This window comes from Leptotrichia sp. HSP-342 (genome assembly GCF_041199995.1).
GTDB classification, from domain to species: Bacteria; Fusobacteriota; Fusobacteriia; order Fusobacteriales; family Leptotrichiaceae; genus Leptotrichia; species Leptotrichia mesophila.
In genome coordinates this window covers 1,447,598-1,469,321 of sequence record NZ_CP165646.1, presented here as the reverse complement: position 1 = coordinate 1,469,321, position 21,724 = coordinate 1,447,598, and the positions used below count along the sequence as shown (strand labels likewise).

At 30.2% G+C, this 21,724-nt stretch carries 20 protein-coding genes; 13 read left to right on the top strand and 7 right to left on the bottom strand.

The window, feature by feature from the left end; translation table 11 throughout:
• Positions 1 to 47: 47 nt before the first annotated feature.
• From polA to AB8B23_RS07540, 4 genes are all read left to right on the top strand, one after another.
• Positions 48 to 3,188 carry a DNA polymerase I gene (gene polA / locus AB8B23_RS07555; protein WP_369712239.1) on the top strand — a complete coding sequence of 1,047 codons (3,141 nt, stop codon included), beginning with the start codon at positions 48 to 50 and terminating at the stop codon, positions 3,186 to 3,188.
• A 100-nt stretch (positions 3,189 to 3,288) separates the two neighbouring features.
• Positions 3,289 to 4,008, top strand: a complete 720-nt coding sequence (locus AB8B23_RS07550) for an AzlC family ABC transporter permease (protein WP_369712238.1) — start codon at positions 3,289 to 3,291, stop codon at positions 4,006 to 4,008.
• A gap of 31 nt (positions 4,009 to 4,039) precedes the next feature.
• Entirely contained in the window at positions 4,040 to 4,387 is a 348-nt protein-coding gene (locus tag AB8B23_RS07545; RefSeq protein ID WP_369712237.1) for an AzlD domain-containing protein, read from the top strand.
• 60 nt (positions 4,388 to 4,447) lie between these two features.
• A complete protein-coding gene (locus AB8B23_RS07540; RefSeq protein WP_006803784.1) occupies positions 4,448 to 4,795 on the top strand; it encodes an inorganic diphosphatase in 348 nt (115 codons plus the stop codon).
• A gap of 16 nt (positions 4,796 to 4,811) precedes the next feature.
• On the opposite strand, the gene AB8B23_RS07535 is transcribed toward AB8B23_RS07540, so the two are convergent.
• Entirely contained in the window at positions 4,812 to 5,321 is a 510-nt protein-coding gene (locus AB8B23_RS07535; RefSeq protein WP_369712236.1) for a hypothetical protein, read from the bottom strand.
• Positions 5,322 to 5,601: 280 nt separating this feature from the next.
• On the opposite strand from AB8B23_RS07535, the gene AB8B23_RS07530 reads away from it, so the two are divergent.
• The 4 genes from AB8B23_RS07530 to AB8B23_RS07515 are packed head-to-tail and all read left to right on the top strand — an operon-like array spanning position 5,602 to position 8,714.
• On the top strand, positions 5,602 to 6,339 hold the full coding sequence (locus AB8B23_RS07530) for an amino acid ABC transporter permease (protein WP_369712235.1): 738 nt from the start codon (positions 5,602 to 5,604) through the stop codon (positions 6,337 to 6,339).
• Positions 6,332 to 7,060: an amino acid ABC transporter ATP-binding protein gene (locus AB8B23_RS07525; protein ID WP_147006456.1), complete on the top strand. Its 729-nt coding sequence runs from the start codon at positions 6,332 to 6,334 to the stop codon at positions 7,058 to 7,060. Before AB8B23_RS07530 ends, AB8B23_RS07525 begins: the two co-directional genes overlap by 8 nt.
• Before the next feature lie 58 nt (positions 7,061 to 7,118).
• On the top strand, positions 7,119 to 7,862 hold the full coding sequence (locus AB8B23_RS07520; protein ID WP_369712234.1) for a basic amino acid ABC transporter substrate-binding protein: 744 nt from the start codon (positions 7,119 to 7,121) through the stop codon (positions 7,860 to 7,862).
• A gap of 33 nt (positions 7,863 to 7,895) precedes the next feature.
• Entirely contained in the window at positions 7,896 to 8,714 is an 819-nt protein-coding gene (locus AB8B23_RS07515; RefSeq protein ID WP_369712233.1) for an OmpA family protein, read from the top strand.
• 3 nt (positions 8,715 to 8,717) lie between these two features.
• Here the strand turns inward: AB8B23_RS07515 and ytvI are convergent, their stop codons facing one another.
• On the bottom strand, positions 8,718 to 9,878 hold the full coding sequence (gene ytvI, locus AB8B23_RS07510; RefSeq protein ID WP_369712232.1) for a sporulation integral membrane protein YtvI: 1,161 nt from the start codon (positions 9,876 to 9,878) through the stop codon (positions 8,718 to 8,720).
• A gap of 345 nt (positions 9,879 to 10,223) precedes the next feature.
• Here ytvI and AB8B23_RS07505 point away from each other — a divergent pair, with 345 nt between their 5' ends.
• The 5 genes from AB8B23_RS07505 to nspC all read left to right on the top strand — a co-directional run bounded on the left by AB8B23_RS07505 (position 10,224) and on the right by nspC (position 16,198).
• A complete protein-coding gene (locus AB8B23_RS07505; RefSeq protein WP_369712231.1) occupies positions 10,224 to 11,501 on the top strand; it encodes a TolC family protein in 1,278 nt (425 codons plus the stop codon).
• A 50-nt stretch (positions 11,502 to 11,551) separates the two neighbouring features.
• Positions 11,552 to 12,907 carry an efflux RND transporter periplasmic adaptor subunit gene (locus tag AB8B23_RS07500; RefSeq protein WP_369712230.1) on the top strand — a complete coding sequence of 452 codons (1,356 nt, stop codon included), beginning with the start codon at positions 11,552 to 11,554 and terminating at the stop codon, positions 12,905 to 12,907.
• A 27-nt stretch (positions 12,908 to 12,934) separates the two neighbouring features.
• Positions 12,935 to 13,627 (top strand): ABC transporter ATP-binding protein, encoded by a 693-nt coding sequence (locus AB8B23_RS07495; protein ID WP_021743878.1) that lies wholly within the window; start codon positions 12,935 to 12,937, stop codon positions 13,625 to 13,627.
• Positions 13,628 to 13,632: 5 nt separating this feature from the next.
• Positions 13,633 to 14,844: an ABC transporter permease gene (locus tag AB8B23_RS07490; RefSeq protein ID WP_369712229.1), complete on the top strand. Its 1,212-nt coding sequence runs from the start codon at positions 13,633 to 13,635 to the stop codon at positions 14,842 to 14,844.
• Between the two features lie 166 nt (positions 14,845 to 15,010).
• Complete coding sequence (nspC, locus tag AB8B23_RS07485; protein WP_369712228.1) at positions 15,011 to 16,198, top strand: carboxynorspermidine decarboxylase; 1,188 nt, start codon at positions 15,011 to 15,013, stop codon at positions 16,196 to 16,198.
• A 223-nt stretch (positions 16,199 to 16,421) separates the two neighbouring features.
• Here the strand turns inward: nspC and trpA are convergent, their stop codons facing one another.
• The 5 genes from trpA to AB8B23_RS07460 all read right to left on the bottom strand — a co-directional run bounded on the left by trpA (position 16,422) and on the right by AB8B23_RS07460 (position 21,635).
• Entirely contained in the window at positions 16,422 to 17,195 is a 774-nt protein-coding gene (trpA, locus tag AB8B23_RS07480) for a tryptophan synthase subunit alpha (protein ID WP_369712227.1), read from the bottom strand.
• Positions 17,188 to 18,435: a tryptophan synthase subunit beta gene (trpB, locus tag AB8B23_RS07475; protein WP_369712226.1), complete on the bottom strand. Its 1,248-nt coding sequence runs from the start codon at positions 18,433 to 18,435 to the stop codon at positions 17,188 to 17,190. Before trpB ends, trpA begins: the two co-directional genes overlap by 8 nt.
• Positions 18,436 to 18,469: 34 nt before the next feature.
• On the bottom strand, positions 18,470 to 19,180 hold the full coding sequence (locus tag AB8B23_RS07470) for a phosphoribosylanthranilate isomerase (protein WP_369712225.1): 711 nt from the start codon (positions 19,178 to 19,180) through the stop codon (positions 18,470 to 18,472).
• Positions 19,181 to 19,296: 116 nt separating this feature from the next.
• Positions 19,297 to 20,022, bottom strand: a complete 726-nt coding sequence (gene trpC, locus AB8B23_RS07465) for an indole-3-glycerol phosphate synthase TrpC (protein WP_369712224.1) — start codon at positions 20,020 to 20,022, stop codon at positions 19,297 to 19,299.
• Between the two features lie 401 nt (positions 20,023 to 20,423).
• Positions 20,424 to 21,635 carry an ATP-binding protein gene (locus AB8B23_RS07460; RefSeq protein WP_369712223.1) on the bottom strand — a complete coding sequence of 404 codons (1,212 nt, stop codon included), beginning with the start codon at positions 21,633 to 21,635 and terminating at the stop codon, positions 20,424 to 20,426.
• Between the last annotated feature and the right edge of the window lie 89 nt (positions 21,636 to 21,724).

Sequence of the window (21,724 nt, the reverse complement as noted above, 5' to 3'; positions counted from 1 at the left end):
AATATAAAAATTGTTAAATTAAAAAAAAGAAATGAGGAATAATTAAGTTGAAAAGAGCGGTTATATTGGATACGAGTGCGATTATGTATAGAAGTCATTTTGCACTAATGGGAATGAGAAATAGTAACGGAATGTCTACTGGAGCGACATTTGGGTTTATTAATACGCTGGAAAGTGTGATTAGGGAATTTAGACCTGATTATTTAGTGGCTTGTCTAGATGTTAAAAGGAGTGAACTAGATAGAACTGGGGAGCTGGAAACGTATAAGGCACATAGGGAAAGTATGCCTGAAGAACTGGTTATGCAGATTGATGCTATTATGAAGGTGTTGGATGGGTATAGAATTCCGAAATATAAGAAGGCTGGGCAGGAAGCGGATGATGTTATTGCCACTTTTGCCACTAAATTTTCTAATGATGAAGATGAGCAGATTGAGGTCTTTGTAATAACTGGGGATAAGGATTTGGCACAGCTTGTAGATGGAAAAATTAACATTGCCTTGCTTGGAAAAGGGGATAAAAATTCTGCATTTAAACATATAAAGACTGACGAAGATGTAGTTGAATATTTGGGAGTTACGCCTGATAAGATTCCTGATTTGTTTGGTCTTATGGGAGATAAGTCGGACGGAATTCCAGGAGTTACGGGGATTGGTCCTAAAAATGGAGTGAAACTTATTACGACTTATGGAAATTTGGAAGGAATTTACGAAAATATTGATGAAATAAAAGGGAAACAGAAGGAAAAATTACTGACTGATAAGGAAAATGCCTTTATAAGTCGGGAACTTGCAACTGTCAAAAGGGAGCTTGATGTTGAATATGATAAAAATAAATTGAAATTTGAGGAAAAGGATTTTGACAGTCTTTTAAAACTTTATGAGGAGCTTGATTTTAAAAGATTTTCTAAAGCTGTTGAAGAAGAAAAGGAAAGATTCTTGCAAAGTGGAAATCAGAAGGAACTTACAGAAGAAGAGAAGCAAATTTTAGAAAAAAATAAAAAAATTGTTGAAGAAAAATTGGAAAAAGAGAGACTTGAAAGAGAAAAAGTTGAAAAGCAGGAATTGGAGTATGATAAGGAAAATCCGATTTTTGATGGAATTTCACATTTTTATGAGCATGTGGAGTACGAACATAATTCAGAAATAGATAAAAAAATTGATGAAATTCAAGTTTTAAAGGAAAAATTGGCAATGGAATATGAAGCTCAGAAGAAAAAGGCAGAAGAGATTGCGTTAGAAAATCAGAAAACTGAAAAAACTAAAAAAATTAAAGATGAAAAAGTGTATTTTGAGAAAAATTATGGAAAAGTTGTGAGCTGGAATGATGCTTATTCTGTGATTGAGAAAATGGATAAAAAAGTGGCAATTTTTGAGAATATGCTTGGACTTTCTATTTGTGATGAAAAAACGAATATTGTGCTTTTGGATAGTGAATTGAAAAATATTTTACAAAATGAAAATCACGAAAAATCAGGAGCTGGAGTTCAAATTAACTTGTTCAGTTTAGGTGAGAATACTGATGAAAAGGAAGATAATAAAAAAAATATTGAGGATATTTATAAATTATTGAGTGAGAAAGAAATTATTGCCTATAATGTTAAAGAGTATATGAAAAATGGGGAAAGTGAGTATTTTGGATACTCTGTTGGTGGAAAAACTTATGGGATAAATGAAGAGAGATTCGGGATAAAATGTACGGAATATTTTGATATTTTGCTTGCAAGATATGTACTTGGGACAGAAAGTTTGCAGGAAATCGAGGAAATAATTTTAGATGAGTTTGATGTTGAGATTGCAACTTTTGAGGAAAAATTTAAGAAGGAGCGAAGAAAGAAGGATTTTAGTGATGTTTCTGATGATGTGGTTTGTGAGTTTTTATCAAAGAGAACGTTTTTTATTTATAAATTGGAAATAATTTTTAGAAATAGATTACAAAATGAGCAGTTCTTAAATATATTTGACAAGCTGGAAAGTCGATTAATACCAGTATTGGCACAAATGGAAGAAACTGGAATAAAAATTGATAAAAAATATTTCAGTGAATTTCAGAATGAGCTGGAAGAAAAGATAAATATGCTTCAAAGTGATATTTATAAACTTGCTGATGGAGAATTTAATATTGATTCACCACAACAATTAGGAGAAGTTTTGTTTGAAAAATTACAGATTCCATCAGGTAAAAAGACAAAAACTGGATATTCAACAAATGTGGAAGTTCTGGAAATGATTGCAAACAATGGAGAATTGACAGAAGACAAACGTATGATTGGGAAAAAGCTTCTGGAATACAGGGCTTATAAGAAATTATTATCAACATACATTGAGCCAATTCCAAAACTGGCGGATAAAGATGAAAGGATTCATACTACTTTTAACCAAAATGGTACCTCTACTGGACGGCTTTCGTCAGCAAATCCAAATTTACAAAATATTCCTGTGAGAACAGATGATGGAATAAGGATTCGTACTGGTTTTGTCGCAAAGGGAGGGCATAGCTTGATTTCATTTGATTATTCACAAATTGAATTGAGAGTTCTGGCTGAATTGTCAAAAGATAGGCATTTAGTGCAGGCATATCAGGATAATCAGGATTTGCATAACTTGACAGCAAGAAAGATATTTTTCAAAACCCAAGAAGATGAGATTTCACGGCATGAGAGAAGTATTGCAAAAGTAATTAATTTTAGTATCCTGTATGGAAAAACACCGTTTGGACTGTCGAAGGAACTAGGGATTACAGTTCAAGAGGCTTCTCAATATATAACGACATATTTTGAGGAATATCCTAGAGTCAGAAAATTTTTGGATATTGTGACAGAGACAGCTAAGCTTCACGGTTTTGTAGAAACTTTTTACGGTACGAGAAGATACATTAGCGGAATTAATGCGACAAATAAAAATGTACAGGCACAGGCTGTAAGAATGGCGGTAAATACTGTCGTTCAAGGAACAGCGGCAAATATTATAAAAAAAGTTATGATTGAACTTCATGAGGAGTTTAAAAATGATGAAAATATAAAAATGCTTCTTCAAGTTCATGATGAACTGATTTTTGAAGTTCGTGATGAATTTACTAAGGAATACATGGAAAAAATTGAAAAAATTATGGAAAATACTGTTAAATTTAAGAAAGTTCCATTAAAAGCGAATGGAAGTGTGGCTAAAAATTGGGGATTATTAAAGTAATAATATATTTTATATATGATAGAAATATATATTATATATTTGACTAATTGTTTTGAAATTGTTAGAATAATACTATATAAGGAAGGAATCAGAACAAAAAATGGCACAAATAAGAAAACTGGAAAACTATTTAAAGGGATTAAAAGACGGTACTGGAATCGGAATTGCCTACATTCCCTTTGGAGTTGCAATCGGACTGATTTCAGCCAAAAGTTTTTCCCAAATTTTGCCAATGATTGGGCTTACATCGTTTGGAATGTATGCAGGAGGGGCTCATTCATTACTGTTAAAGGTACTTTATGTGATGAAGTCGCCTCCAGTTGAAGTGATTTTATCTATTGTTCTTATCAATTTAAGATATTTATTGTTAAATATTGTTATTTTTAGACAGCTTGGTGAAAAAACTCCTATTTTTCAGAAGTTTCTGGTAGGCGTGGGGCTTACTGATGAAACTGTAACATATCTGACATTAAAAAATGCCAAAAATGCGTGGTATATGATGGGAGTAAATACAATTCCATATTTTTGTTACTGTTTTGGTACAATTTTTGGAGCAATATTTGGTGAAAAATTGCCAGAATCACTTATGAATAGTATGAATTTTGTGCTTTATTCAATATTTTTCAGTATGTTAATAATGGCTTTAAGCCAAAATTTTAAATATATAAGAATTGTTTTGCTGGCACTTGTTATAAAAATGGCATTTTCATTTTTGCCTATTTTAAATAAGGTAAGTTCAGGATGGGTTATGATTTTAACGATGTCTTTGGCAAGTTTTATATATGCGCAGCTTTATTATAATGAAAATCCTGAAAAGTAGGAAAACGATTAAATTAATAAAGGGAAAGGAAGTGATAAGATTGAATTATAACGAAAATTTAGGGATTTTAACAATGATTTTGATGACACTCATAATCATGACGGTAATACTGAGGACATTGCCAATATTTGTAAAAATTCCAGAAAACAACCTAAAAGTTAATAAGTTCTTTGAAGCACTTCCTTATACAGTACTGACAGTATTAGTATTTCCAGATATTTTTACTTCTACTGGAAGTACAAATTTTGACATAATAAGAGTTCTGATTGGAATAGCAATCGTGGCATATTTAACTTTTAGGAAGACAAATCTGGGAATAATAATAATTGTTTCTATTGCAGTGATATATTTTTTAGGAATGTTAAAAGGAAGTTTTTAAATAAAAACAGAAAAATTTTAAAGAAATATAAATTAAAATTGATATTTAAAAAGGATTTTTATGAGTTTAGATAATTATAAAAAATTTTTAGGACAAAAAATACATGTAAAGATGGATAGAAAAATGGGAGAAAGACATCCTAAATATAATTTTATATATCCAGTAAATTATGGATATATTCCAAATACTATTAGTGAAGATGGAGAAGAAATAGATGTGTATATTTTGGGAGTTTTTGAACCTGTTGATGAATTTTGTGGAATATGTAGAGCTATTGTTTATAGGTATGATGATGAAGAAAATAAACTTATAGTAATTCCAGATGGGAAAAATTATACAGTTTCCCAAATGGAAGTACTGGTTGAATTTCAAGAACGTTTTTTCAAACATAAAATTTTAACTGAATAATAATTAAAATTATTTTTTATTTAACAACAGTCAATTTATTATTTTCAATTTTTATATCCTTTATCATTTGAAATTTTTCAACTCCTGATAAATTCAAAATTTCTTTTTTTTCAAGCTGACTAAAAGCATAATTTAACCCTGTTCTGATGATGGGTTTTTTATCAAGATCAATTTCTTTGTTTTCTTTTGTCAGTCTTACAATTTGAAAATCATCAAGATAAAGGTTTGATTTCATTGGATCATAATGAATATCAGTTGCAAAGGTCATCGTTCCGTTAATCTGATCATTTAGTGCGTCATTTAGGTATTCTGCTTCAATAATTAGCTTATCATTTTCAAAATGTACTTTTGGATTAAATAGCTTTATTTTTCCAAGAGGGTAGGATTTTTCTATTGGAAACTTAGAAGCAACAGCGCTTTTTACCATAGAATCTGGAATTTTTAACTGATTTTGAGTGTAAATATAATAACCTAAGCCCGCAACTAATACAATAACTGAAAAAAATAAAAATTTAAATAATTTCATAGTTATAACTCCTTTTCAAATTAAGTTCCGTTTTGGAAATTTTACTGAATTTATAAACTTCATTTCCAAAATCAAGTAACTATATCACTTAATTATTTAAAAATATTTTGAAAAAATATTTAATCTTCTTTGAAAAGGAATAAGTATAAGAAAAGTACTAAATTAAATAATAAAATAAAAACTTTTTATTGAAAAACCTATAAATATTAGGTATAATAATATTATAATAATTTTTAATGGTAAGGAGGATATGAACAAAAATTAAAGTTCATTAAATATAATGGAAGAATTGGAAAAAACACGAAAAATAGTAAAAACATCATTTTTTATAGCAGTTGTAACTGTTGCTGTGCTTTTTGTATTTCCGTATGACATGAAGCCGGAAGAATGGGGAATTTATGCAAACAGTTACTTTATAACTACATTGGGGCTTACAGCTGGTGGAGCTGCTATCGGTATTCTTTTGGGAATGCTTTTAGCATTCTTAAAATTTCAGAAAACCAATATAGAAATTTTAGATATGATAAAAGATGTTATTATCGATGAATATGTTGACATAATGCGAGGAACTCCTATGGTTTTACAGCTTTTGACATTATCTTTTGTAGTTGTAATACTTAACAATTACTGGATTGCATTAATTGCTTTAGGACTTAATAGTGCAGCTTATGTAGAAGAAACAATCCGTTCTGGAATTGAAAGTATAGACAAGGGGCAAATGGAAGCTGCAAGAGCGACTGGTATGCCTTATAGAATGGCAATGAATGAAATTGTAATGCCACAGGCAATAAAAAATATTTTGCCAGCACTTTTGAACGAATTTATAAATTTATTTAAGGAAACAGCCGTTGTGGGATATATTAGTGTCGTAGACATTACAATGAACAGTAAAAGCTTACAAGCTGTATATTATAGTGTAAAACCAATATTGTTTACTGGTTTGGTTTATTATATCAGCGTAAAATTATTCTCATTTATTGGGAAACGATTGGAGATGAGATTAAAGGAAAATGATTAAGATAAAAGATTTGAAGAAAAAATATGGCGAATTGGAAGTTTTAAAAGGAATTAGTACAGAAATAAAAGAAGGAGAAGTAATTTCGATTATAGGACCTTCTGGAAGTGGAAAATCAACATTCTTACGTTGTATAAATAGGCTTGAAGAACCTACATCAGGAGAGATTAAAATAAATAATAAAAATATTTTGGAACGTAAGGCGGATATAAATAAAATTCGTGAGGAAGTCGGAATGGTGTTCCAGCACTTTAATTTGTATCCACATAAAACTGTACTGGAAAACATTACTTTGGGACCAATTAGATTAAAAAAAATGCCAAAAGCTGAGGCAGAAAAACTGGCAATAGAATTACTGGAAAAAGTGGGACTTGCTGATAAGAAGGATGTTTATCCAAACAAGCTGTCTGGTGGGCAGAAACAAAGGGTTGCAATTGCAAGGGCATTAGCAATGAATCCTAAAGTAATTCTGTTTGATGAGCCAACATCCGCACTTGATCCTGAAATGATAGGGGAAGTTCTGGAAGTTATGAAGGAGCTTGCAAATGCGGGAATGACAATGATTGTGGTAACACACGAAATGGGATTTGCAAGAAATGTAGCTAATAGAGTATTTTTTATGGATGGAGGATATATTCTGGAAGATGCAAAACCGCAGGATTTATTTGACAATCCAAAAACAGAAAGAGCAAGAGAGTTTTTAGAAAAAGTGTTAAATCACTAAAAGATTATTAGTTAAAACAGTTTTAAATAAAATTAAACAGAGAAAGAGAGGAAAAAATATGAAAAAAATATTTTTGATGATAACATTAGTAATTTTTGGAATTATATCGTGTGGAAAAAAAGATAATGGGGAGAAAAAATTAAGAGTAGGACTGAATGCAGTTTTTGCTCCGTTCGAATATGTTGAAAATGGACAAGTTACTGGATTTGATGTTGATCTTATAAATGAAATTGGAAAAAATCTTGGATATAAAATTGAAATTATTGACCAGTCATTTGATGGATTGATTCCAGCATTAAAAGCAGGAAAAATTGATATTATTGTATCTGGTATGAGTTCAACTGAAGAAAGAAAAAAATCAGTAGATTTTACAGATGATTACTTTGTTTCAAAAGAAACTTACATAAGAAAAAAAGGTAACACTGCAGTTACACCAACTACATTAAGTGGTAAGAAGATTGGGGTTCAGCTTGGAACAATTCAAGAAATAGAAGCAAAAGAGATTAAAGGAGCAACTGTTGTACCAAATGAAAGTACAGTAAATACTATTTTAGATTTAAAAGCAGGAAAAATTGACGTAATTATTCTTGAAAAAGCAGTAGCTCAAGAATACATGAAGAAAAATCCTGAAATGGAAATTTTTGATGAAAAACCAGCTAAAATTGGAACGGCAATGGCTCTTGACAAAGGAAAAAACCAAGAGTTGATAAAACAAATAAATGATGAATTGAAAAAAATGAAAGAAAATGGGAAATATAATGAATTAATTAAAAAATATGGTCTTGAAAACAATCAAAAATAAAATACTTTATTAAAATAGGAGGAAGAGCAAATCATGAAAAGGCCTACATTAGTTGCAGTTTCTTCATTGGTTGCAATGGCGGTACCTACGGTATCTGAAAAAATGACAACTTCCGATATGAGAAAGGATATAATTCGTGCGAATGTGGCAGATATACAGCAGGAAACGGTAAATGAGGTTCCTACACTTGATACACCAAATCCACAAAAAACGGCTGTAACAACAGATAATCCTGATTTAATTACGGTTGCTTTGACACAGGACGGAACAGGAACAAAGATAGTTAATAACAGAATTCAAGCAACATATTATAATACTGAAAAAAATCATGTTAGCCAATCGCAACAAAAAACACAGGCACAATCTGTTCAAAATGTTAAACCTGTAGAAGCAGTTTCAACACAAACTGAAACAACAGAAGAGACAACAGCAACTATTTCTGAAATTCAAGAAAGCCCAATAAATAATCCAGAAAAAGTACAAATATCAAAATCAGAGATTATAACTCTCAGATCAAACGATTTGAACTTTCATAAAAATAGTACAGATTTAAAGAAAGAAGCCTATCCTGTACTGAGAGACATAAAGGATTATATCGAGAAAAATGATTTTCTTGTGTCAATTATTGGATATACTGATAAAAGCGGTTCGTCTTCGTATAATAAAAGATTATCATTAAGAAGAGCAGAAAAGGTTAGTTCAAAATTGATAGAGATCGGGCTTTCGAAAGATAGAGTTGTGGATTTAATAGGACGCGGTGAAAACAATCCAATCAAGACAAATGATACGGAAGAGGGAAGAGAAAGAAATCGAAGAGTAGAATTTAGATTTGTAAAAAAAGGACAAGTGTAAAAACTATGTCCTTCTTTTTTTAATATTTTCTTTATTCTTTTTTTCTAAATTAAGTTTACTATTGTCAGAGGGATCACCAAAAATATCTCTGAAAAATCCGACTTCCAGTTCTCTTGAAAATACATTTTTCAAAATAATCATTACAACAGGCCCAATCAGGAATCCCATTACACCAAAAATTTTGAATCCTGAGTACATTGAGATTAGTGTAATTAATGGATGGACTCCTAAATTTTGGCTTACCAGCTTTGGTTCTAGCATTTGTCTTACAGAAAGGACAAATAGGTAAATTATTATTAGGGCAATACCTAATGTTATGTCAGATAGTGCAAAAGAAATTACCGCCCATGGAATTAAGACTGTTCCTGCTCCTAATATTGGGAGTGCATCGATTATACAGATTATGATTGACATTAATAGGGGATATGGTACATTTAGCCCTAAAAATGATAGTAAATTTAAACAGACTAGAAGTTCAAAAAAACATATTGTCATTAAAATAATCTGTGCCTTAATATAAGAGCCAAGAACTGTAAACATATCAGTTTTTATATTGAAAACCTTATCTAACCAAGACTTTGGAAGCTGCTGCTCTAGGAAAGATACAATTTCATCTCTGTCAAGACTTATAAAGAAAGTTGCAAGAATCGTTATACAGATATATAGAATTACAGTCGGAATGGATGTAATAAAACTTATCAGCCCTTTTATAAATCCTCCAAGTTTTGAAGAGCCTGAGGAAATAAAACTGTTTATTGTATCATTTACCTGCTTTGTGAATCCTGACGGGAAATTTCCAAGATAAGTATAAACTTTTGCCATGCTGTCAGTCCATAATTTTTGTGTAATCTCGCTATAACTATTAAGATTTTGCGATAATTTATAAATTTCACTTATCAATTTTAATGATCCCCAGCCAATAATTCCAAAAAATATTAATAAAAATGTTACAATAGAAATTATCGTAGACAGCTTTTTTGAAAGCTTTAACCTTTTTTGTAAAAATCGTGTAAACGGTCGTGTCAATATTGAAAAAAACAATGCTATCGTAAATGGAAACAAAAATATCCCAAGTTTAAATGCTAAAAATACAACTAGCAGAATTAAAGCAATATAAACGAGAAAATATAATTTTTTAAAGTCAAAATTTTTGTAACTTGCCATATAAATACTCCTTTTTTATTTTTCAAATTTATTATTTATAGATTATTATATAATAAATATATCGAATTGTAAATAGAGTTATTCTATAATGGAGATTCTTAAATTTTAAGATAAGAAATTAAATACTATAGAAATAAAAATAATTTAAAAAATGGTTTATTTATTATTGATTTTATTATATAATTATTATAGTGTAGATAACCATAATATTTATTAAATTTAAAAAAGAAATTAAAATTAAATAAAGTCATAATTTTGTCAAAAAAAAATGATATTCTATGAAATAAGTGTTATAATAAATTTTGATAAGAAATAAGCTGTTTATTCTAGAAGAAAGGAGATTACATGGTTGGGATATTTTTGAATTTTAAAAATAGTAAGATACAGATTTTATCAGCATTATTTACATTTAGTGCGATGAGTTTTGCAGTTAATGTGGATGATTTGATCTCTCAGTATGAAAAAAATTCTTATACGACAAAAATTAATGAAAAAAATATGAGAAAGTTTGATATAAAAGAGAAATCTTTGAAAAATGGGGAATGGAATGAAGTCAGTGTAACTTCAGATAATAATTATACATTACACGGAGCAGCAAATGGACTAACTATGCAAAATAATGTAAAGTATGGAATGCTTTATTACAGAAATGAATATAATTTTAGAAGTAGTGAGCTTACAGAAAATAAAATTGGTATTTCTAAAACTTTAAACGATTATTTTGGATATAGTGATGTAAATTATAATAAAAAAACTAATCAAATTTCACGAAATATACAGAAAATTAGCAATGAAACTACTAAAAATTCTGAAATACGTGATTTGATTGATTTATATAAAAATTATAAGAATAAACAGAAGGAAATGGAACAGGAAGCGCTTGCGTTAGAAGATACTAAAAAAGATTATGCTATTCAGGCTAAAAAATATGAGCTGGGGACAGCATCACAGTATGATTATGAATTAGCAAAAACAGAATATGAAAATTCTCAGCTTAAATATGAAAATCTTGGGCGGGAACTCCAAATTTTAGGAGAACGATTTACAGTTTACAATGTAACTTTACCTGAAAAAGAGAAGCTTGATGACCTGAAAAAAATTGAACTGAAAAAGGATGATTTTTATGCTCTTAGACTCTCAGAAGCTGAAACAATAGAATTGAATTCGCAGCTTAACAGTGAACAGTTAAGAAAGGAAAATATTGACTACAAGTATCCTAAATTATCAGGAGATATTGGATATTCTTTAAAGGATCGTTCTGTTGTTGTTGGGTTATCTGTGTCAAAAACTTTCAAAAGATATAATGATACTATTGAAGATTTGAAAAATGAAGCAGATAAATTAAGACTGCAGTATGAACAGAAAAAAAATGAGCTAGTGTCAAATGCTGGACAGCAGATGATAACTTACACAACTTACCAGACAAATGAGTTAACAGCACAAAATACAATGAATATTAAGAAAAAAGAATATGAAATTTATGCTAAGAAGTATGAGCTGGGAGTTGACACGTATTCCAACTATGTAGAAAAACGTAACAACTACAAGAAAGCTGTAATAGATTACGAAACAGCCAAAAATGAACTTGCAGCATTTACTAAAAAAATAAAATATTATAAATAGAGATTATTAATGTAAAAAATAAAAATGAAAATTAGGAAAGAGGTGATTTTGTGGAAATAAATACAGAATTTTCTGAAATGGCTAAAACTATTGAATCAAAGAGGAAAGAGTCAAAAAATAAAAATTATTTTTATAAATTTATGACAATATTTGCTGTAATATTATTTGCTACAGTTTCATGTGGAAAAAAAGAAGCTGAGCCTGAATATGAAGTGACAACTGTTGATAGGGGAGATATTTCGCTATCAGTTTCAAAGAATGGACAAGTTGTGTCAGATAACGCGGTTTCAGTATTTACAACTTCAAGTCAAAGAGTAAACAAAGTATTCTTTAAAAAAGGAGATAATGTCAAAAAAGGTGATGTAGTGCTGACATTTTACCCAGTTGATAAAAATGAAACTTTGAGAAAAATACAAATGAAAACTTTGGAAATTCAAAAATATGAAAGAAATATAACTGATGCTCAAGGTTCACTTAGAAGAAAAAAAGAGTCGAAAAGTTTAGAAATTCAACAAAAATCAAGAGATTTGCATAACGCAGAAGAGTTATATAAAGTTGGTGGGGAAACAAGAGTTAATGTAGATGATGCAAGGAAGGCTCTAAGAAATTCAAGACTAGATTTGGATACAGTTGACAGTGAGCAGAAGGCGAGCATTGAAGATGCAAGAACATCATTAAAGACAGCAAAATTAGAATTGGCAACATTACAAGAAGATCTGGCACTTATAAAAGATGAAATAACAAGTCCAGTTGATGGTGTTATTACAGAAATGACTGCAGATGAAAATTACCGTGTAAATACTGAAACGACTTTATTTAAAGTATCGGATTCAACAAACATGAGGGTAGAGGTAAATCTTTCAGATAATGAGGTAAAAAATATTCAAGTTGGGCAAAGAGTTGAAATTACTTCGGACTCATTGCCAGATGGAGAAAAAATAGAAGGCTCTGTTTTGCAAATTTCTGGAGTAGCTGAAAAAAGCTCAACACTTGATGAAAGTAATACTACTGTAAAAATCCAAATAAATGAAACTAAAGGATTAAAGCCGGGAGCAACAATAACAGCGACTATTTTTTACAAAGAAAGTAAAAATGTACCAAGACTTCCATATAGTTCAGTTATAAATGAAAATGGTAAATATTATGCTTTTGTTGTAGGAAAAGGTAATAAAGTTTCAAAAAGAGAAATTAAAGTTGGAATGAATGATGATACATTTTATGCTGTGGAATCTGGTATATCAGTGGGAGAAAGAGTAATCACTGTTGCGGATGAGAGATTGAAAGATGGACAAAAAATAAAAATTGCCGATCCGTCAAAACAGAAAGTAGCTCCTAATGGTGTAATGTTTAAGGAAGAAAAGCAATCAAGAAAAGGCGGAGGACCTGGTGGACCACCACCAAGATAGAAAAATAAACTTTAGAGGTAAATTTTTATGATAAAAGTGAGCGATATAGTAAAAATATATAAAAATGGAAGTATGGAATTAAAGGTTTTGAAAGGACTTAATCTTTCTGTAAGTGAAGGAGAATATGTGGCTTTTATGGGGCCTTCTGGAAGCGGAAAGTCTACTCTTATGAATATTTTAGGCTGCCTTGATAGCCTTACCTCTGGAACTTATATATTGGATAATCAAGATGTTTCAACTATAAAAGGAGATGCACTTGCTGAAGTGAGAAACAAAAAAATAGGGTTTGTATTTCAAACTTTTAACTTACTTCCAAAAATGACAGCAGTTGAAAATGTGGCTCTTCCAGCTTTGTATGCAGGAGTAAAGAAAGCCGAGAGGCTAAAGAGGGCAACTGAAGCATTGGAAAGTGTGGGGCTTGGTGAAAGAATTCATCATAAGCCAAATGAGATGTCAGGGGGACAAAGACAAAGAGTGGCAATAGCAAGGGCGATAATAAATAATCCTAAAATCCTTCTTGCAGATGAGCCAACAGGAAATTTAGATTCAAAATCTGGAGAAGAGGTTTTGGAAATTTTTAAAAAATTGAACGATAACGGAACAACGATAGTAATGGTTACGCATGAGGAAGATGTGGCAGAGCATTGTAAAAGAATTATCAGATTAAAAGACGGTGTAATAGAAAAGGATGAAATTGTTCAGCATCGGAGAGGAGTGTAGTGTAAATGGATTTTATGGAATTGCTAAAATTGTCAGTATCAAATTTATTTAGCTATAAGGTACGTTCCTTCTTGACAATGCTTGGAATAATAATAGGGATATCTTCAGTTATAATGATGTCTTCATTAGGAGCAGGAGTCAAGGAAAATATTACTGGAGATTTGAATAAGCTAGGAGTATCAAATTTTCAAATATCAATTGACACTTCTCCAGGACAGACTTATAAATCGCATGATTTACTTACAAAAAAAGATATTGAAAAAATAAAGAGTATAGACGGTATTGAAGCAGTTACTCCAACTTCGAACACATTTGCCAGAATATCAATGAGCGATGGTTCAGATAAAATGTTTTCGGGAACGGGAGTGACAGAAGATTATTTTAAAATGTCAAATTATACGGTAATAAAGGGAAGAAAATTTTTGCCAAGTGAATATAGAAAAGATGGGAAATATATAATGATTGACAACACAACGGCAGATCAGATGTATCCAGGGGAAAATCCGATAGGAAAGAAAATAGTCTTAAACTTTAGAAAAAACAGCCAAATTGTAACGATTGTCGGAGTATTTAAAAATCCGTATGCCAGCTTAGGCGGTGGTGATGGAATGCCTGCTACAGGACTTTTACCTAATAATTACCTAAATTATTTGGAAGGGAACGAGCAAGACAAGTTTACTGCATTACAGGCAAAAGCAAGAGATGCCAATGAAATGAACAGATTAATGGAAGTGGTAAAAGATTTATTAAAAACAAGAGGAAGTGAGTCTAATATTTACAATGTAAATTCAACAAGTCAAGGTTTAGATGAATTTAATAACATTCTTAACATGCTTTCACTTTTCATAAGTGGAGTTGCTGCAATTTCGTTATTTGTTGGTGGAATCGGAGTTATGAATATAATGCTTGTAAGTGTTACTGAGAGAATAAGGGAAGTTGGATTAAGAAAGGCTATTGGAGCAAAAACAATACACATTCTTATACAATTTTTGATAGAAGCTGTCATTTTGACATTCTTTGGTGGTATAATTGGAGTTGTAATTGGATATTCATTAGCACTTTTAGTTGGCATGTTTATACAGACATCACCAATATTAAGTCCAGTTATAGTGTTTGTGTGTATATTTGTTTCGACAATGATAGGATTAGTTTTTGGTGTTTATCCAGCGAAAAAAGCTGCCGCATTGGAGCCAATGGAAGCACTGCGAACAGATTAGAATTAACAATTTGATAAAATAAAAATTGATTATCTTAAAAAATTAAATTTAGGATAATCTTTTTTTTAGATTTTAAGAAAAGTGTGATATAATAAGGAATAAATTTTAGATATATTTGAATTACATATTAATAAAAAGTGTAGAGTATAAAAGGAGATGATAAAAAATGTCAAAAAATAAGTATCTTGATATGGATATAACAAATTTGCCAACACCAGCCTTTATAGTTGATGAAAGGCTGCTAAAAAGAAATCTTGAAACATTAAAAAGTGTAATTGATAGAACAGGATGTAAAATATTGCTTGCACAAAAGGGATTTTCAATGTTTTATTTTTATCCGTTAATTAGCGAATACTTAAATGGAACTACTGCAAGCTCACTATTTGAAGCAAGACTTGGGTATGAGGAAATGGAACTGAAAAATCCCAACAAAAAATTGGAAACTCATATTTTTAATCCGTCTTACAGGGAAGATGAGTTTGATGAAATAATGGAAATAACAAATCATATTGTTTTTAATTCTTTCAATCAATGGAAAAAATTTAAAAGTAGAGTAAAGGAATTTGAAGAAAAAAATGGTAAAAAAATTAGCTGTGGACTTCGATTAAATCCAGAATTTTCAGAAGTTGAAACTGAGATTTATAATCCAGCAGGAAGATTTTCAAGATTTGGAGTAACACTTGAAAATTTTAAGGAAAATGAGCTTGAAGGTTTGGATGGATTTCATTTTCACGCACTTTGTGAACAAAATTCTGATGCCCTTGAAAATGTATTAAGAATTTTTGAAGAGAAATTTGGAAAATATTTGTATAATATGAAATGGCTTAATTTTGGTGGGGGACATCATATTACAAGAGAAGATTATGATATTGAAAAACTTGTAAAATGTATAAATTACATAAAAGAAAAATATGATGTAGAAGTGTATCTGGAGCCAGGAGAAGCTGTTGCTTTGAATACAGGCTTTTTAGTTTCAGAAGTTTTAGATATTACAAAAAATGAGATGGATATTTTATTAATGGATACTTCAGCTTCATGTCATATGCCCGATGTAATCGAAATGCCATACCGTCCATTTATTTTCGGTTCAGGAATGCCAAATGATAAGAAATACACTTATAGATTGGGAGGGCCTACTTGCCTTGCTGGAGATGTAATTGGAGATTATTCCTTTGATGAACCTGTAAAAGTAGGAGATAAACTTATTTTTACTGATATGGCACATTACAGCATGGTAAAGACGAATACTTTCAACGGGATAAATTTACCTGTGATTGCAGTTTATACAGAAAAAGGTGGAGTTGAGGTTATTAGAAAGTTCGGATATGAGGACTTTAGGAATAGATTGTCATAATTAAAAAAAAATTACCCCTAGATATTTGATATTATTTAGGGGTATTTTTTTAATTTAGTCAATATTACAAAAAAGATAGTCATTTTTAACAATCTTTACTAATACTAAACCCCATTTAAATAATGAAATTATTACAAACTTTTTTAATAAAGGATATAAACCTAATATTTTCAAATAATTAAAATATAATTTTCATTTTTTGAATAAAGTCTAGTATAAATATCTATTTAAACAGTTCATTAATTTTCTGAATCACATAATCCACATCATTTTTCTGGGTAAACTCAACAATACTCGTTCCCACAATCACCCCATCCGCATATTTTCTCATGGTATTCACATTGTCATTAGTTTTTATCCCAAAACCTAATGAAACTGGCAAGTCTGAAACTTCTCTAATTTCATTAATAAAAGATTCTAAGCGTGGTAAATCAACTTGTTTTGAACCTGTAACTCCAAGAGAACCGATTGCATAAATGAAGCCGTCACCTTGAGAGATGATTTTTCTCATTCTATTTCCAGAAGTAACGCTTACAAGAGGGATAAGAGCGATATTGTTTTCTCTTAGTTTTTCCGACATTTCAAAGGCTTCCTCATAAGGCAAGTCTGGAATGATTATACCTTTAATGTTAGCTTCGCAGCATTTTTTGATAAATTCATCAATTCCATAAGCAAATATTAAGTTGTAGTAAATTAAAAAAATTAAAGGTTTTGAAATATCATTTTTTACTTCTGTTAATAAGTCAAAGACTGTATCGGTAGTAACTCCAGCTTCAGAAGCAAGAAATGAAGCGTGTGAAATTAATTTTCCATCGGCTAGAGGGTCGGAGTAGGGAATTCCGATTTCAAGCATATCAAGAGCTGTATTATCCAAATTTTGTAAAAATTGTTTTGTAAAATCAACACTTGGATAGCCTGCGACAATATAACCAATGTTTACTTTTTCTTTTTCCCTAAAAATATCAATAATTTTTTTATCTAAATTTTTTTCACTCATTTTCTAAACCTCCATTTAACTCATAAATTCCGTTTTTTCCATCAGTTTCCTTGTCTTTTAATACGGAAAAAACAGTATGCATATCTTTATCTCCACGTCCAGACACATTTACAATGATAGTTTCTCTCTTGTCTTTAGAAAGTACAGGACATAATTTTTCAAGATAGGCTAACGCATGGGAACTCTCAATTGCTGGAATAATACCTTCTTTTCTTGTAACAAGCATTAATGCCTTTATTGCCTCATCATCAGTAATTGGTGCGTAAGTTGCCCTTTTTGTATCAAATAAATGTGAATGTTCGGGACCTACTCCTGGATAGTCAAGTCCAGCGGAAATTGAGTGAACTGGACTTATTTGTCCATATTTGTTTTGAAGAACATAAGTTTTCATTCCATGAATAATTCCAGGTTTTCCAAGTGTCAATGTGGCAGCGTGCATATCTGTATCAATTCCGTATCCTCCAGCTTCGACTCCATAAAGTTTTGTTGAGCTGTCTTCCAAAAATGCACTAAAAATACCAATAGCATTACTTCCGCCACCAACACAGGCAATCACGTGATCAGCATGTTTTCCAAGTTCCTCCAGCTGTGCTTTTGCTTCGTAACCGATGATTGACTGAAAATCACGCACGATAGTTGGATACGGATGAGGCCCTACAACAGATCCGATTACATAAAACACAGTTTCTATTTCTGCAACCCAAGATTGAATAGCTGCAGTTGTCGCTTCCTTCAAGGTTTTAAGCCCATCTTCAATAGAAATAACTCTCGCACCCAAAAGCTCCATTCTAAAAACATTTAATTTTTGCCGTTCAATGTCAACAGCCCCCATGTAAACGTCACACTCCAAACCTAATAGAGCGGCTGCAGTAGCAGTAGCAACTCCATGCTGTCCAGCCCCAGTTTCAGCAATAACTTTCTTCTTCCCCATTTTTTTAGCAAGTAAAACCTGCCCAAGCGCATTATTAATTTTATGAGCACCAGTATGGTTCAAGTCTTCTCTTTTCAGGTAAATATCATGGTTATAATATTCACTCAAATTTTTGGCATAATAGAGCGGAGTTTCACGTCCAACATAATTTTTTAGCAAATTATCAAATTCTTCAAAAAATTCCTTGTCATTTTTTAGCTTTTCATATTCGGATTCTAGTTCCGATAGAGCAAACATCGCAGTTTCAGGTACAAATTGTCCACCAAATTGCCCAAAATATGCCTTTTCATTAAAATGTTTATTTTCCATATTTTTTTCCTTTCATATCAATCTTTTAAAATTATTATTTCTTTTTTACCAAATTTACAACATTTTCAACTAATTCCTTACTTTTTCTATTATTAACTTCAACTTTGCTGTTTATATCCAAAATGGCAGGCTTGTACTCAAGCGCTTTTTGAATATTCTCAATCGACAGCCCTCCAGCCAGTACAAACGAATATTTCTCCAATTTTTTCAAAATATCCCAATCAAAGACAATTCCATTTCCCCCACGATTTACTCCTTTTGCATCAAATAGGGGATATTCAATATACGGCTTGTAGTCAGTAATATTCGGAAGTTCATCGGTTACGCCAAAAACTTTCCAAAGTTTTGTTTTAGCAGGGAAATTTTTACGTTTTCCAAAACAATTTTTTTCGTACAATTTTTCTAATTTTTGAGTAAGTTCCATGCAATATTCCACTGACTCATCTCCATGCAGCTGCACAATATCAACATCTGTTTCTTCTACAATTTTTACAACATTCTCAATCATCGCATTTACAAACACACCTACAGTTCTTTTCCCATGCCTGTGTGCAATCCGTGTAATTTTAGCCGCAAGTTCGCTATCCACTTGCCTTTGACTTTCTGCAAAAATACATCCGAAATAGTCAATATCCAAAGTTTTCAATTCATTAATTTCAGTAATGCTCCTAATTCCACAAACCTTTAATTTAGCAGTATTTTCTGTGAAATTATCAGTTGCCACATTATTTTCTTTTTTCTCCAATTTTTTTCCTTCCATAAATTTAAAGTTATTTTTCTAAGACCAGTTTAACAACCTAAGTTTTTTATTTCCCCAAGTATTTTTGGCTCCTTGTTTCAGAATATTTATTTTATGAAATTCTAAAGAAGCCCTTTCATAAGTGCCTCCCCAATTAGCAGTCCATCCACGTTCAATTTTTCTGCATACTTCACATCTTCTTTTGACAAAAATCCACTTTCACTTACGATAGTCAAATTGTTAAAAACATCGCTTGGAATTTCATTTATCAATTTTTCCGTAGTTTTAATATCAACTTCAAAAGTATTTAAATTTCGGTTATTAATTCCCAAAATTTCCAAGTTCGGAATTTTCAAAGCCCTTCTTATTTCCTCTTCATCATGAGTTTCCACCAGAACATCCATTTCCAAATTCTGTGCCAGCTTATGAAGTTCCAAAAGCGTCTTATCATCCAGCATTCTCACAATCAGTAAAATTGCTGAAGCTCCTAAAAATTTAGCATGAGCCACTTGAAACGGAGTATAAATAAAATCTTTTCTCAAAATTGGCATTTCTGGAAATTTTTCTCTTACAATTTTTATAAAATCATTCTCCCCTTTAAAATATTCCTTTTCTGTCAATATCGAAAAAGCTGAAACTCCTTTATCTACATAACTTTGTGCCTGTTTTAATAAATCAAAATCATCTTTTGCAATTTTTCCCTTTGATGGAGAAGCCCTTTTAATTTCCCCAATAATCTGAATTCCCTTTTGATTAAGTGCCTTTTTTAAAGACGGCTGTTTAAAAGATTTTAATTCTTCTTCAAGCTGTGTATTTCTTTTTATTTTTATTTTTTCTAAAATATCCATATTTCTCCTTTTGTTTTTTAAATATTTGGTATGAAAATTTCATTTTTTACTAAACTGACATAGATACTAAACATTATTAAATTTACTAAAAAAATTACTAATTTTAATTTATTTTTAGATTTTTTTCTTTTTTCTTCATCTTCAACTTTGTTTATTTCTTTTAATTTTTTTGAACTTAAATACATTACTATTATTTTAAACAAAATATAAATTAAAGGAATATTTCCAATAACAAAAAAATATAAAAATTCTAACATAGGGTAGAAAAAAATTGTAACTAATAAAAGCAATAGTATGTCAGGTACTACAAAATATCTTAAACAATGTTCCCTATATAAAGTTTTTATCATATTCGCACCATTCTTTCCAAAAATTTTAATTTATAAATATTTTTAACTTTTTTAGTCTTTCAATAAAAAATCAATAATATTCAAATGTTTTATCCCATTTCTTGACATATCAAATCTATCCATAGAAATTACATATTTTGGATAATTATCATTAATTTTTTCAAATGGTAAAAATTCTCTTTTTATAATGTCTTCAGATGCAAGTAAATATGCTACCTGAATATAAATTTTCTCATTATTTGTTTTTGTACAGGCAAAATCTATTTCTAAATTATTCAATTTTCCGATTTTTATGTTATAGCCTTTTCGCAATAATTCCATGTATACAATATTTTCAAAAATTTGATTTATATCTCTTTCGTTTGTTTCTAAAATTGCTTCCCTTATTCCATGGTCTGCAATATAATATTTTTCACTCACATTTAGAACTTCTTTACCTTGTATTTCGTAACGAGGGACTTTGTGAATCAAAAATGCGTTTTCACAGGCTTTTATGTAATTTAGCACAGTATCTACTGCAACTTTTCTATTTTCGCTTTTAAAATATTTTGAAATTGAATTTGCAGAAAATGTATTCCCAATGTTCATTACGATGTAATTGATGATTCGCTCTAATAATTCAGTATTTCTTATATTATTTCTTTGAGTAATATCTTTTAATATTATTGATGAATATATATCTTTTAAATATTGCATGCTTGATTCCGCATCATAATTCAAGTTATGTAAAAATGGCATTCCACCTAGTTTGACATACTTTTCAAACATTTCTTCTTTTGAAATATTTTGATTTATATTTTGGTATATTGAACAAAACTCTTTGAAAGAAAAAGGGTAAATTTCAACTTCAACGTATCTTCCTGCAAGGTAAGTTGCAAGTTCTCCCGATAATAGTTTAGCGTTGGAACCTGTTATATAAATATCAAATTGCTTATCTTCTGTTCTTAATGAATTTATACACTTTTCCCACTCTTTTACTTCCTGAATTTCATCCAAAAATAAATAGCATTTTTCTTGAATATTTTCTGCTTTTTCCAATATATATTCATTCAATGTATCAGCATAACAAAGATGTCTATTTCTTAAATTTTCAAAATTGATATAAATAAATTGATTTTCGTTAACACCGTTTTTTTTCAATTCTTTCATAATCAATTTTAACATTACAGATTTACCACTTCTCCTTATTCCTGTCAAAACTTTAATAATATCTTTATCTATAAAGGGCTTAATTTTTTCAAAATAAATTTTTCTTTCTATCATAAAATCACCTCTATAAATATTTTATCATACTTACAACTAATAAAAAAGATATTTTTTAAATTTTTATCAGTTATAATCTATAAAAAAAT